The organism is Rhodanobacter sp. IGA1.0 (assembly GCF_040208325.1).
In the GTDB taxonomy this organism is placed as follows: Bacteria; Pseudomonadota; Gammaproteobacteria; order Xanthomonadales; family Rhodanobacteraceae; genus Rhodanobacter; species Rhodanobacter spathiphylli.
Genome location: NZ_CP157948.1, coordinates 2519565 through 2532681, shown reverse-complemented (window position 1 = coordinate 2532681; position 13117 = coordinate 2519565). Strand labels below are relative to the sequence as shown.

At 67.3% G+C, this 13117-nt stretch carries 15 protein-coding genes; 8 read left to right on the top strand and 7 right to left on the bottom strand.

Annotated elements, in window-relative coordinates:
- Window positions 1–8 precede the first annotated feature (8 nt).
- Window positions 9–236, top strand: coding sequence for a putative cation transport regulator ChaB (chaB, locus tag ABNK63_RS11540; RefSeq protein WP_007806399.1), 228 nt, complete (start codon window positions 9–11; stop codon window positions 234–236).
- A 30-nt stretch (window positions 237–266) separates the two neighbouring features.
- On the opposite strand, the gene ABNK63_RS11535 is transcribed toward chaB, so the two are convergent.
- From ABNK63_RS11535 to ABNK63_RS11515, 5 genes are all read right to left on the bottom strand, one after another.
- The gene (locus ABNK63_RS11535) at window positions 267–764 is read right to left on the bottom strand and encodes a hypothetical protein (protein ID WP_350015693.1); all 498 of its coding nucleotides are present in this window, start codon (window positions 762–764) and stop codon (window positions 267–269) included.
- A 78-nt stretch (window positions 765–842) separates the two neighbouring features.
- Window positions 843–1127 carry a cell division topological specificity factor MinE gene (gene minE / locus ABNK63_RS11530; protein WP_007806395.1) on the bottom strand — a complete coding sequence of 95 codons (285 nt, stop codon included), beginning with the start codon at window positions 1125–1127 and terminating at the stop codon, window positions 843–845.
- 5 nt (window positions 1128–1132) lie between these two features.
- Complete coding sequence (gene minD / locus ABNK63_RS11525) at window positions 1133–1948, bottom strand: septum site-determining protein MinD (RefSeq protein ID WP_007806393.1); 816 nt, start codon at window positions 1946–1948, stop codon at window positions 1133–1135.
- Between the two features lie 37 nt (window positions 1949–1985).
- A complete protein-coding gene (gene minC, locus ABNK63_RS11520; protein ID WP_007806391.1) occupies window positions 1986–2753 on the bottom strand; it encodes a septum site-determining protein MinC in 768 nt (255 codons plus the stop codon).
- Window positions 2750–3370, bottom strand: coding sequence for a GNAT family N-acetyltransferase (locus ABNK63_RS11515; protein WP_350015692.1), 621 nt, complete (start codon window positions 3368–3370; stop codon window positions 2750–2752). Before ABNK63_RS11515 ends, minC begins: the two co-directional genes overlap by 4 nt.
- Window positions 3371–3575: 205 nt before the next feature.
- Here ABNK63_RS11515 and ABNK63_RS11510 point away from each other — a divergent pair, with 205 nt between their 5' ends.
- From ABNK63_RS11510 to ABNK63_RS11480, 7 genes are all read left to right on the top strand, one after another.
- Entirely contained in the window at window positions 3576–4799 is a 1224-nt protein-coding gene (locus tag ABNK63_RS11510) for a histidine kinase (RefSeq protein WP_350015691.1), read from the top strand.
- Between the two features lie 108 nt (window positions 4800–4907).
- Window positions 4908–5549 carry a response regulator transcription factor gene (locus ABNK63_RS11505; protein ID WP_007806385.1) on the top strand — a complete coding sequence of 214 codons (642 nt, stop codon included), beginning with the start codon at window positions 4908–4910 and terminating at the stop codon, window positions 5547–5549.
- 245 nt (window positions 5550–5794) lie between these two features.
- A complete protein-coding gene (locus ABNK63_RS11500) occupies window positions 5795–7162 on the top strand; it encodes a hypothetical protein (RefSeq protein WP_007806382.1) in 1368 nt (455 codons plus the stop codon).
- A gap of 184 nt (window positions 7163–7346) precedes the next feature.
- Window positions 7347–8291, top strand: a complete 945-nt coding sequence (locus tag ABNK63_RS11495; protein WP_007806380.1) for an ABC transporter ATP-binding protein — start codon at window positions 7347–7349, stop codon at window positions 8289–8291.
- Complete coding sequence (locus tag ABNK63_RS11490; RefSeq protein ID WP_007806377.1) at window positions 8288–9022, top strand: ABC transporter permease subunit; 735 nt, start codon at window positions 8288–8290, stop codon at window positions 9020–9022. Before ABNK63_RS11495 ends, ABNK63_RS11490 begins: the two co-directional genes overlap by 4 nt.
- A gap of 4 nt (window positions 9023–9026) precedes the next feature.
- On the top strand, window positions 9027–10943 hold the full coding sequence (locus tag ABNK63_RS11485) for a Gldg family protein (protein WP_350015690.1): 1917 nt from the start codon (window positions 9027–9029) through the stop codon (window positions 10941–10943).
- A 112-nt stretch (window positions 10944–11055) separates the two neighbouring features.
- Entirely contained in the window at window positions 11056–11949 is an 894-nt protein-coding gene (locus tag ABNK63_RS11480; protein WP_350015689.1) for a cytochrome c oxidase assembly protein, read from the top strand.
- On the opposite strand, the gene ABNK63_RS11475 is transcribed toward ABNK63_RS11480, so the two are convergent.
- Window positions 11943–12452 (bottom strand): copper chaperone PCu(A)C, encoded by a 510-nt coding sequence (locus ABNK63_RS11475; protein ID WP_350015688.1) that lies wholly within the window; start codon window positions 12450–12452, stop codon window positions 11943–11945. The two genes, ABNK63_RS11480 and ABNK63_RS11475, sit on opposite strands and share 7 nt — an antisense overlap.
- Window positions 12449–13066 carry an SCO family protein gene (locus ABNK63_RS11470; protein WP_007806368.1) on the bottom strand — a complete coding sequence of 206 codons (618 nt, stop codon included), beginning with the start codon at window positions 13064–13066 and terminating at the stop codon, window positions 12449–12451. Before ABNK63_RS11470 ends, ABNK63_RS11475 begins: the two co-directional genes overlap by 4 nt.
- Between the last annotated feature and the right edge of the window lie 51 nt (window positions 13067–13117).

The following is a 13117-nucleotide window of genomic DNA, read 5'->3' as shown; positions in this document are numbered from 1 at the left end:
AGCATGTCATGCCCTACAAGACCGTCAGCGAGTTGCCCGAGTCGGTGCGCGAGCACGTGCCGAAGCACGCCCAGGAGATCTACAAGGAAGCGTTCAACAGCGCCTGGGACGAATACGCCGACAGCGACGAGCGTCGCGGCGAGGAATCGCGCGAGGAGGTGGCGCACAAGGTGGCGTGGGCGGCGGTGAAGAAGAAGTACGACAAGGGCAGCGACGGCGACTGGCACGCGAAATAGCTTGCCGCCCGTGGTGCATCAGGCGCGGGGTCAGGTGTGGGGCAGGCCACGCGCCCTGAGGAACTCCCGTGCCTCCGCGGCATCGCGCTCGAACCAGGCGCGGGTCGAGCCCAGCCGGAACGAGTAGCCCCAGGCGTCCATGTCGGTCATCAGGCGTTCGCGGCCGACACCGGGAAGTTGGCCGGCCAGCACGATCTGCAGGTAGCAGGTGGCGTCCTCTTCCTCGACCGAGTCGGTGGCGTCGGTATGCACCGTCGCACGTTTTTCCTCGGGCAGCACGATCAGGTGGCCGGCTTCGTGCAACAGCGAGTGCACCGGCGTGTCTTCGCGGGCGTAGACCGTGGTGCCGATGATGCCGGCCTCGCGCTCACCCCAGAAACTGCCGGGAATCGGCGCGTCGCGAGCCACCTGTTCGAGCGTCAATCCGAACTGCGCGAGCAACGCGGCGGGATCGGCAAAACCGATCTGGCCGACGCACAGCACGCTGTCGGCCGGGTCGCTGGCGGTGGGATGGGTGTCGGGGTGCATGGGGCGCGACGCGCGGACGATCCGGATGAAGATCGCCGGGCCGCGCGTGGCGGCCCGGCATGGATTTGGCGTGGGTGCTCAGCCGCTCCGGGCTTCGCTGCTCGCCGGTTGCTTGCCGTCAGGCAGGGTCACCGAGAGTTCGAGGATCTCGTGGCCGCTGTCGCGCTCGAAGTTGATGTTGATCGCGTCGAGGTCGACATGGACGTACTTCTTGATCACTTCGAGCAACTCGTTGCGCATCATCGGCAGGTAGTCCGGCGCGCCGCGGGTGGAGCGCTCCTGCGCCACGATGATGCGCAGGCGCTCGCGCGCCACGCTGGCGGTGGCCTCGGGCTTGCGCTTGAGGAAATCGAGAATGCCCATCGTGATCAACCTCCGAACACGCGCTGGAGAAAGCCCTTCTTGGGCACGTCGATGAAGCGCAACGGGCGCTCTTCGCCGAGGATGCGGGCCACGGTGTCGCTGTATGCCTGGCCGGCCAGCGAGTTGGCGTCGACGATGACCGGGATGCCGTTGTTGGAGGCGGTCAGCACGTTCTCCGACTCGGGGATCACGCCCACCACCTGGATGCCGAGGATTTCCTCGACGTCCTTCACGCTGAGCATTTCGCCGATGGCGACGCGGGCCGGGTTGTAGCGGGTCAGCAGCAGGTGCTGGGTGATCGGCGGCTCGCCCTTCTCGGCGCGCCGGGTCTTGCTGGCCAGCAGGCCCAGGATGCGATCGGAGTCGCGCACCGAGGAGACTTCCGGGTTGACCACCACCACCGCGTGGTCGGCGAAGTACATCGCCAGGTGGGCGCCTTTCTCGATGCCGGCGGGCGAGTCGCAGACCACGTAGTCGAAGCCGTCCTCGGACAGGCCGTCGAGCACCTTCTCGACGCCTTCCATGGTCAGCGCGTCCTTGTCGCGGGTCTGGCTGGCGGCCAGCACGTACAGGTTGTCGTAGCGCTTGTCCTTGATCAGCGACTGCTTCAGCGTGGCTTCGCCGTGCACGACGTTGACGAAGTCGTACACCACGCGCCGCTCGCAGCCCATGATCAGGTCGAGGTTGCGCAGGCCGACGTCGAAGTCGATCACGGCGACTTTCTTGCCGGCCATGGCCAGGCCGGTGGCGAGGGAGGCGCTGGTCGTCGTCTTGCCGACGCCGCCTTTGCCGGAGGTGACAACGATAATCTCAGCAGTCAAGGGCCCATCTCCGCAGGTTTGTTTTTGTTGTGGGTGATCACAGCCTGGCGATCATCAGTTTTTCGCCGTCGAGCCAGCATTGCACGGACTGGCCCTCGAGGTCGCCGGGAATCTGTTCGAACACGCGGTACTGGCCGGCGATCGCCACCAGTTCGGCGCGGAAGTCGGAGACGTAGATGCGTGCCTTCTCGTCGCCCTGCGCGCCGGCCATGGCGCGGCCGCGCAGGCCGCCGTAGATGTGGATGTTGCCGTCGGCGATCACTTCGGCGCCGTTGGCCACCGCGCCGGTGACGATCAGGTCGCGGTCGCGAGCGTAGATCTGCTGGCCGGAGCGGACCGAGCCGGCATGATGCTGGGCGCCCACGTTGCCGGAGGCCGGCGCAGCGAGAATCGGTTCGCGCGTCGGCGCGGGGGCGGGTTCGCTGCGTGGCGCGGGGGCGACGGCAGCGGGCGCGCCGGTGGCCGGTTCGTAGGCCGCGCGGAACTTGGCGATCAGCGGCAGCCCCATCCGTTTGGCCAGCGCCTCGGTCTCGCTGGTGCCATAGGCCAGCCCCACCGGCAACATGCCGGCGCTGCGCACCGCTTCGAGCAGTGCGTCGACGGTGCCGTCGTCGGGCAGGTCGAGCAGGTGGCTGAGGTCCAGCACCACGGCGGCCCGGGCGAACATCTGCGGCGCGGCGCGCACGCGGCGTTCCAGTTCGTCGCACAGGGCGGCGGCATCGACCCGGCGCACCCGCACGCAGGCAAGGCCGACCTGGCCGAAGCGCAGGTCACAGGCGTCGGTGGCATCCATGCTTGCGTTCATGCGTGCCGCTCCCCGGCCAGGCGGAGCGGATGCGGCTGGGCGGTGTCCGGGCGTTCGCGTTCGGCCAGCCACGGCACGTCGGGCAGGCCGCCTTTCTCCAGCCAGGTGTCGCGTACATAAGCGTAGCTGGGCAGGTCGCGGGCCAGCAGGCTGACCTGCGGGCCGTGCTCGCCCATGCGCTGCTGGCCGACTTCCTGGAAACCGTAGGTGCCGTGGAACAGCACGACCACGTCGTCGCGCGGCTCCAGGAACACTTCGCAGGTGAGCAGCGGCACGCGCACCTCGGCGTAGCTGTGCACGTCGCAATAGAAGATGCGGCCCAGCCCGTGGCGGCGGTAGGCGTTGGCGATCACGATGCGGTCGATGTACAGGAACTGCGGATAGTGCTCGGCGAACCAGCGATAGTTCGGGCTGTCGTAATCGCCGCCTTCGCGCAGCGCGATCAGGAAGCCGGCCAGCTGACCGTCGATTTCGGCCACGCGGAAATATTCGGCGTGCTCGTGGAAATAGCGCAGCTGGGCAGGATCCAGTGCGAGGATGGAGCGACCGGCAGCGTTGTTGAGCGCCAGTACGGCATCCAGGTCGTGCTCGCGCACGTCGCGGATGGCAAGGGCCATTCGTTGCTCCGCAAGGGTGGATTCGGGGACGAGAGGCGACCGCAGCCTCGCGCAATGCCGCATTATGACATGCGCTGCAGGCCCTTACATCTCGCAAGGGCACATGTAAAAGCTTTGTAAAGCGGCGCGCGGCGACAAGCGGGGCCCGGCCGGGCATGACTTCTCGCGCATTGCGCGAAATCCCCGCGCAGCCAATGATGCGGGGATGCGCTGGCCATTCTTCAACCATATCCGCCTGCTTCGCTATGCGGGCTTCTTTACCTATCTGTCGGTGGGGACGCCGCTGATCACGAACTGGGCCACCGAGCGGCTGACCCAGCTGCAGCGCCCGAATTTCTCGCTGCTGCTGTGGACGCTGTGTTACCTGATCTTCGGTCTGATGTACTGGTTGCTGACCAGCAACCTCGGCTCGCGCCGTTACCCTGTGCTGAAACTGCTCGGGCTGACGCTGATGACGGCCGCCGCGGTGGCGGTGGGCTGGTACAGCCACAGCGGCCTGTCGGCGATGCTGATGGTGGTGGCCTCGCTGGTGCTGCCGTGGCTGCTGCCGTTCTCGCTGGCGGTGTTCTGGCTGGTGCTGCAGCACCTGAGCCTGGTGGCGATCTTCGCCACCTTCCCCGAATACGATCACAGTGTTGCCCTCGGGTTTCTCCAGGCCAGCATCTACCTGGGCATCTCGGTGCTGGTGTTCGTGACCTCGACGGTCGCCAGTCAGCAGGCCGAGCAGCGCGACGTGCAGCGGCGGCTGAATTCCGAGCTGCGCGCCACCCGCGCCCTGCTGGCCGAATCCAGCCGCATCGCCGAGCGAATGCGCATCGCGCGCGACCTGCATGACCTGATCGGCCACCACCTGACCGCGCTGAGCCTGAACCTCGAGGTGGCCAGCCATCTCACCAACGAAGCGGCCGGCGCCCATGTGCGCAAGGCGCAGAGCACGGCCAAGCTGCTGCTGGCTGACGTGCGCGAGGTGGTCAGCGAACTGCGCCAGGACGACGCGATCGACCTGACCCTGGCCCTGCGGGGACTGGCCGAAGGCGTGCCCGGCCTCGCCGTGCACGTGGTGATGCCGCCACGTTTCAGCGTGGAGGACCCGCGCCGTGCCCAGGTGCTGCTGCGCTGCGCCCAGGAGATCATCACCAATGCCGCGCGCCACGCGGCAGCCCGCAACCTGTGGCTGAATTTCGCCTACGCCGGGGAAAGCCTGATCGGCCTGCATGCGCGCGACGACGGCCGCGGCGCCGAGAACTTCGAGCCGGGCAACGGCCTGTCCGGCATGCGCGAGCGGCTGGCCGAGTTCGGCGGCAGCCTCAGCCTGGACAGCGGGCCGAGCCAGGGGTTTGCGCTGACCGTGCGGCTACCGCTGGGGGAACATGCCGCGTTGGCGCACGCACCGAACCGGCTTGAGCCACCAGCGCTCAATGTGTCGTAATCTCTGCCGGCTGCGCCGGGGTGCGAAAGTGCGTCGGTGTTGGCAGCGGTGCCCTGCGCCAGCTGCCAGCATCCCATCGTCAAGCCACAGTTTTCCCGAGGATCCGCGATGATTTCCGTTTGTCTCGTCGACGACCAGAATCTGGTTCGCCAGGGCGTCCGCTCGCTGCTGGACCTGGCCGAGGACATCCGTGTGGTGGCCGAGTGCGCCGACGGCGCCCAGGCCGTGCAGGATATTCCGCGGATCAAGCCCGACGTGGTGCTGCTGGACCTGCGCATGCCGAACATGAGCGGGTTGGAGGTGCTGCAGGCGCTGTCCGCCCGCAACGAGCTGCCGCCCACGATCATCCTGACCACCTTCGACGACGACCAGCTGGTGCTGCAGGGCCTCAAGGCCGGCGCCCGCGGTTATCTGCTGAAGGACGTCTCGCTGGAGCAACTGGTCGAGGCCGTGCGCACGGTGGCCGCCGGCGGCTCGCTGGTGGCGCCGATGGTGACCCAGCGGCTGATGGCCGGGGTGTCGCGGATGCAGAACAACTTCACCAGCCTCGAGCAGCCCGACCCGCTGACCGAGCGCGAGACCGAGATCCTGCGACTGCTGTCCGGCGGCTACAGCAACAAGGAGATCGCCAACTCGCTGAAGGTGGCCGAGGGCACGGTCAAGAACCACGTCTCCAACATCCTTTCCAAGCTGGGCGTGCGCGACCGCACGCGGGCCGTTCTGAAGGCGCTGGAAATGGGCATCGTCTGATGCCCGAGCGGGTGCAGGGCGCCCGGATGCGCCGTTTCAGCGGGCCCCGGCCGGCGGTTTTTCGGCCCTGCGCGGAGGCCGTCCGGGCGGATAGCGTTCCAGCCCGTGAGCAAGTAACATCCGTAGCTTCGGCGTTTGCCGACCCCCTGCCATGGCCCGCGGACCCCACCGAAGGGCGGGTTCGCGCGGAAGGCCGGGGCAACACTATCTAGGTATGGCGTAAAGACGCTTCGGAGAACTCTGGAATGATGCGTGTCTTTGAATTTCTTGTTGCCCTGGTCATCGTTGCGGTCATCGGTGTCCTGGCGGCTGTGGTCATGCCCGGCAGCGGTCATGTGGAACGCCAGCTGGTCATCGGCAAGGACATGCGTCAGGTCTATGACGTGCTCGACAACTACCGCCGGCTGCCGGATTACTCGGTGCTGCGCTCGCTCGATCCCAAGGTGCAGTTCGCGTTCTCCGGCAAGGCCTACGGCCCGGGCGCCGAGATCAGCTGGACCACGACGGATGCCAAGCTGGGCAACGGTGGCCTGACCATCGCCAGCGCCACGCCCGAGTTCGACCAGATCGACGGCAACACCAAGAGCGCCAGCATCATCTGGAACCTGGACAACGACTGGCGCGGCCTGGACAAGCATTTCACGCTGGATCTGGAGCGTCAGGGCAACCGCGGCCAGCTGACCCAGGTGACCTGGTCGTACGACGTTTCCTACGGCTGGAACCTGATCAACCGCTTCGCCAACCTGTACATCCACGGCGATCCGGACTCCTTCATCCAGTTCAGCCTGAACAACCTGCAGAACGTGCTGGCCGGCGTGCCGAACATCGACTACAGCCAGCTGATTCCCTACATCGAACAGACCCAGCCCACCCCGGTGCTGCTGGTGTCGAGCTCGATCCAGCGCAAGGACGGCCTGGAAGGTCTGGACGACGCGGTGGCCAAGGCGACCACGGAAATCCAGGCGGCCGCCAAGAAGCTCGGCGTGAACATCACCGGCTCGCGCATCCTGATCACCACCAACTACGGCGACCAGACCTACAGCTTCGACGTGGCGTTCCCGATCGACAGCAGCACGCTGACCGTGAATGGCCAGAGCGAACAGCTCACCGCCGCCACCCCGCCGTCGATCGACAATGCGGCTCCCGCCGAGGCGAGCAGCGCCGCCGGCGCAGCCGACAGCAGCGTGGCCGTCGGCAGCCGCGACCGCTTCGGTCGCCTGGTGGTGGACGGCAACGTTCGCGCCTCGCTGGCCTTCGGTGGTTCCGCGCTCAAGGGCGTGTGGAACGGCACCTTCGCCGGTGTGCCGCAGACCCGCGAGATGCTCAAGGCGTACGCGCAGACCCATGGCTACAAGTACGACGAAGTGGTCAACCGCCCCTACGACGTGATTGCCACGCCGGAAGTGAAGGATGCCGGCGGCAACATCACGTCCTACGCCAAGTACAACGTGTACCTGCCGATCACCGACGCCCCGGAGAAGACCCCGGAACAGGAAGCCGGCCTGCAGCCGCCGAGCCTGGACGATGCGCAGGCGCCGGCAGCGGCCAGCTCCGCTCCCGCCCCGGCCGGCACGGCCGCGGCTCCGGCAGAGGCCGCCAGCGCGGGCGAGTAAACCCTCCACGCGCGGTCTTGCCGAAAGACAGAAAGGCCCTTCCAAGCGGAAGGGCCTTTCTTTTTCGGGTCACCCCGGGCGGGCCACCCCGCGCTTCTTGCGGTACATTGCGGGACGCGCCGCGACAGCGCCCAACCGTACTTTCGCCAGCTGGTCGCGCCGAACTCCACAGCCCCAACCGGACATGATCGAAACCGACCAGCTCACCCGATGCTATGGCCACCTCACCGCCGTGGATGCGCTGAGCATCCGTGTCGAGCCAGGCCAGGTGCTGGGACTGCTTGGCCCCAACGGTGCCGGCAAGTCCACCGCGATGCGCATGATCGCCGGCTTCCTGGTGCCCACGTCGGGCACGGCACGGGTCTGCGGCCACGACGTCAGCCGCGAGCCGCTGAAGGCGAAGCGGGCACTGGGCTACCTGCCCGAAGGCGCGCCCAGCTACGGCGAAATGACCGTGCGTGAGTTCCTCCACTTCATCGTGCGCATGCGCGGGCTCAAGGCGGAGACGGGCTACCGGCGTTTCGACGCGGTGGTGCAGCAACTGCAGCTGGAGGAAGTGCTGGAGGTTTGCATCGACACCCTGTCGAAGGGCTTGCGCCGGCGCGTCGGACTGGCCCAGGCGATCCTGCACGATCCGCCGGTACTGATGCTGGATGAACCCACCGACGGCCTCGATCCGAACCAGAAGCACGCGGTGCGCCAGCTGATCGACGTGATGGCGCGCGACCGCACCATCCTGATCTCCACCCACCTGCTGGAAGAAGTCCACGCGCTGTGCAACCGGGTGGTGATCATCGCCCGTGGCAAGCTGCTGGCGGATGCCACGCCGGCCGAACTGGAGGCGCGCTCGCGCTATCACGGGGCGGTGTCGTTCAGCGCGCCGGGCAGCGGCATGTCGCAGGAGATGCTGGGGCGCCTGCCGCAGGTGGCGTCGATCGAGGTGGACCCGCTGGACGGGCGCATCACGGTGTTCCCGAAGCCCGGCGAACGCATCCTGGAGGCGGTGGAAACGCTGCTGCGCGAGCAGGGCCTGGAGGTCTCGGAAATCCAGCTCGAGCGCGGCCGGCTGGACGAGGTGTTCCGCCAGATCACCACCAGTGACGAGCGCACCGCCGAGGTTCGCGCATGAGCCCGGTCAACGCGGTGCTGCGGCGCGAGTTGCGCAGCTATTTCGTGACCCCGGTGGCCTACGTCTTCCTGGTGATCTTCCTGGTCCTGAGCGGCATCCTCACGTTCTACGCGGGCGACTATTACGAGCGTGGCCAGGCCGACCTGCAGCCGTTCTTCGCGATGCATCCCTGGTTGTACCTGATCCTGGTGCCGGCGATCACCATGCGCATGTGGGCGGAGGAGGCCAAGGGCGGCACGCTGGAACTGCTGCTGACCCTGCCGCTGACGCTGTGGCAGGCGATGCTGGGCAAGTTCCTGGCGGCCTGGCTGTTCATCGGCCTGGCGCTGGCGCTGACCTTCCCGATCTGGATCACCGTCAACTATCTGGGCTCGCCGGACAACGGCATCATCCTGGCGGGATACCTGGGCAGCTGGCTGATGGCGGGCAGCTTCGTGGCGATCGGCGCCTGCCTGTCCGCGCTGACCCGCAGCCAGGTGGTGGCCTTCATCCTCACCGCGCTGGTCTGCGTGTTGCTGATCCTGATCGGCCAGCCGCAGGTGCTCGACTTCTTCTCCGGCGCCTTGCCGCGCAAGCTGATCAACGCGGTGGCGCACCTGTCGATGCTGCGCCACTTCGAGGCGATCGCGCGGGGCGTGCTGGACGTGCGCGACCTGCTGTATTTCCTGCTGAGCACGCTGGGCTGGCTGCTCGCCGGCGTGCTGCTGCTCGACCTGAAACGGACGCGCTGAAGCCATGTCCATGTCGCGTATCCGCCGCCTGTTCTCCACCCCGTTGCGGCTGACCCGGCGGGGCCTGCTCTACCTGGCGCTGGTGCTGCTGGTGCTGGTGTTCGTGCCGCTGATCGTGGCCAGCAGTCGCTGGCTGCATGCGTCGCGGATCGACCTCACCACCGACCAGCTGTACACGCTGACGCCCGGCACGTTGCACATCGTCGATACGTTGCAGCGGCCACTGCGGCTGACCTTGTACTTTTCCGACCATGCCACCCGCGACCTGCCGCAGCTGCGCAGTTACGAGCAGCGCGTGCGCGAGATGCTGCAGGAGATGGTGGCGCGCTCGCACGGCCGCATCCGCCTGCAGACCATCGACCCGGTGCCGTATTCCGACGACGAGGCCAGCGCCGAGGGCAGCGGCCTCACCGCGGCCAATGGCGGCAGCAATGGCGAGCGGGTGTTCTTCGGCCTCGCCGGCAGTGCCATGTCCGGCAGTGTCGACGGCGACGGCAACGATGAGCGCGTGCCGGAGAAGACCCTGTCGATCGCGTTCTTCGATCCCTCACGCGAGACGTTCCTCGAATACGACATTGCCAAGCTGGTCTACGAACTGAACCAGACCAGCAAGCCGCAGGTCGGCGTGATCAGTTCGCTGCCGGTCGAGGGCAACCCGGTGCTCAGCGAACAGCCGTGGACGGTCCTGCAGCAGTTGGGTCAGCTGTTCGACCTGAAGACGATCGATCCGGCCACGCTGCAGAAAGTGGACGACAAGATCCGCGTGCTGTTGCTGATCCACCCCAAGCAGCTGAGCCCCGACGCGCAATATGCGATCGACCAGTATGTGCTGGGCGGCGGGCACCTGGTGGTGTTCGTCGATCCGGACGCCGAGCTGGACACCTCGCCCTACGGGCCGGAGAGCATCACCTTCCCGGATCGTGCTTCGGACCTGTCGCGCCTGTTCAAGGCGTGGGGCGTGAGCTATGACCCGCACAAGGTGGTGCTCGATCGCACCCGTGCGCTGCAGATCGAGCTGGCCGGCAACAGCCTCAACCATCCGGCGATGCTGGACCTGGGCGCGCAGGAGCTGAACCGCAACGATCCGGTGACCGCCAGCCTGCAGCGCATCAACGTCTCCACCGCGGGCTTCTTCGACCTGGCCGCGGATGCGCAGACCCGGCTCATTCCGTTGCTGCAGAGCAGTGCCGAGGCCGAGGTGGTGTCCACCCAGCGCGTGCTGGACGCCAGCAACGATCCCACCACGCTGCTGCAGAACTACCATCCTGACGGCACCCACTACCTGCTCGCTGCCCGCCTGCAAGGCACGTTCGACAGCGCGTTTCCGGAGCGCGCCGGCGTGTCGGGGCATCGCGCGCGCTCGGCCGCGCATGCCGAGGTGATCCTAGTTGCCGATACCGACCTGCTCAGCGATCGCCTGTGGGTCGAGCCGCAGACCATTCTCGGGCAGACCATGATGCGGATCTTCGCCAACAACGGCGATCTGGTGACCAACCTGGTGGACAACCTCAGCGGCTCGTCGGCGCTGCTGTCGATCCGCGGCCGCTCCACGTCGCAGCGTCCCTTCACCCGGGTGCAGGCGTTGCGCAACGTGGCCGACCAGAAATTCCTGCAGAAGGAGCAGGAGCTGGAGCAGGAACTGGCCGACACCCGGCGGCGGCTGGACGAGCTGCAGCCCGCCAAGGGCGGCCATGCCAGCACCGCCACGACCGAGCAGCGCCGCGAGATCGAGCAGTTCCGTCAGCGCCAGCTGGCGATCAACAAGGAGCTGCGCGACGTGCAGCACCAGCTCAACGCGGAGATCGATGCGCTGGGGCTGCGGGTGAAGGTCACCAACATCGTGGCGATCCCCGCCCTGGTGGTGCTGTTCGGCCTGTTGTACGGCTGGCGCAGGGGCCGCTACGGTCGCCGCCGCCGGTGACGGCGGCAATCTGCCGCAAGCGCGCGAACCCGCGGAGGCTGACGCGATGGCGGTGCGGCGTTAAGCTGGGCGGTCGCCGGCCGCCGCCGGCGCAGACAGAAGTGCCGGTGCAGTGACTGCAAGCCTGTTGAAATGGATCGTGCCGTGGGAGTTTTCGTGGGTGTTGCTCGCGTGCTTCGTGGTGGCCGGCGTGCTGTATCTGCGCGGGTGCCGCCGTCGGCCGGTGCGGTTTGCCAGCAAGCTGGCGTTCTGGTCGGGCATGGCGATCATCTACCTGTCGCTGCACACGTATCTGGACTACTACGCCGAGCATGAGTTCTTCATGCACCGCATCCAGCAGTTGCTGCTGCACCACGTCGCGCCACTGCTGATCGTGGCGGCGTATCCGTCTGCCGTGTTGCGTTCCGGCCTTCCGCTGGCCTGGCGGGTGCGCGTGCTGCGTCCGTTGCAGCGCTCGTGGCCGTGGCGGATGGTGTTCGGCGTGCTGTGGAACCCGACCGTCGCCACGCTGCTGTTCATCGCCTTCATCCTGATCTGGCTGGTTCCCGATTTGCAGACGCTGGCGATGCTGGACTGGCGCATCTACCGCTTCATGAACTGGAGCATGCTGGTCAGCGGTTTCGCCTACTGGTCGCTGGTGCTCGATCACCGCCCGCATCCGCCGGGACGGATGACCGCCGGGCTGCGCGTGCTGTCGCCGGCGATCACCATGACGCCGCAGATCGTCGCCGGAGCGATCGTCACGTTCTCGAAGACCGACCTCTATCCGATCTTCGAGATCTGCGGACGCGCATTCACCTTCAACGTGCTGACCGGCCAGCTGATCGGCGGCGTGATCATCTGGGTGCCGTCGGCGCTGGTGGAGTCGATCGGCGGGCTGATGGCGCTGCGCCTGTGGCTGCGCCTGTCACGCAACGGCCGGCTGCCGCGCAAGCCGCCGCACAGGACGGTCAGGAAGGTGGCCAGCGAAGCGACGGTCGCCGACCGAGGGCTGCGCGCTCAGTGATCGTGTGACATCGCGCCGTGATCCATGCCGGGCATGGCGTGGTCGGCATGAGCGTCGCCGGCGTCCAGCGCGTTGGCCGGTCGCGCGATGAAGTCGGTGGCCAGGGTGCTGCCGTCGGCGAATTGCAGGGTCAGCGTGACCGTGTCGCCCGGTTTCACCGGCTGTTTCGGCTGCATCAGCATGAAATGGTAGCCCGCCGGCGCCAGCGCGGCCTTGCTGTGCGCGGGCACGTCGAGCGAGTCGACCATGCTCATGCGACTGACGCCGCCGGCGGTCGAACTCTGGTGCAGCATCACGTCGTCGTAGATCGTGCTGCCGGCGCCGCGCAACGCGATCGGCGCGCCGCTGTCGTTTTCCAGCGTGACATAGGCCCCGGCGGGCAGGGCGCCGGGCAGCACGCGAATCCACGCGTGGCTGGCATGGATGTGGTCGGCATCGGCTGCGTGGGCGATGCCGGCCAGCAGCAGGCCGGCGCACAGCAGCGACAGTCGGGAAAGTTTCATCGGTCGGCTCCGTTGTCGAGCAGCAGGTGCAGGTCGTGGACCAGGTCGTCGTGCGAGGCGGAGGGAGTGGCCAGCACGCGGGCATGGCCCTCGCGGTCGAACACGTAGATCGCCGAACTGTGGCTGACCTCGTAATTGCCGTCGGCATCGCCCGGTTCGCGGGTGAAGGCCGAGCGGTAGCGCTTGCTCAGCGCCTCGACGGCGCGGGCGTCGCCGACCAGTCCCACCGCGCGCGGATCGAATGCGTTGACGTAGGCGTGCATGATCGACGGCGTGTCGCGCGCCGGATCGACGCTGACGAACAGGATGCGTGCGCCGTCGGCCAACGGCCCCAGCCGCTGCATCACCACGTGCAACTGGGCCAGGGTCAGCGGGCAGACGTCGGGGCAGTGGGTGTAGCCGAAATACAGCAGCACCACCTTGCCGCGATAGTCGGCGCCGGTGACCGCCTTGCCGTTGTCGTCGGTGAGCCTGAAGTCGAGATCGGGCATGTGGCCAGTGATGTTGGTCAGCCGGAACGGCAGCGGTTCACCGCGCTGGCAGCCGCCCAGCAGCAGGCTGATGGCGAGCAGCAACAGCAGCAGCGCGGGGCGCGGCCAATGGCGGGGCTTCATGCGAGAATCCTGGGTCTTCATCCGTTCAAGCATACGACACCCGCCGCGTTG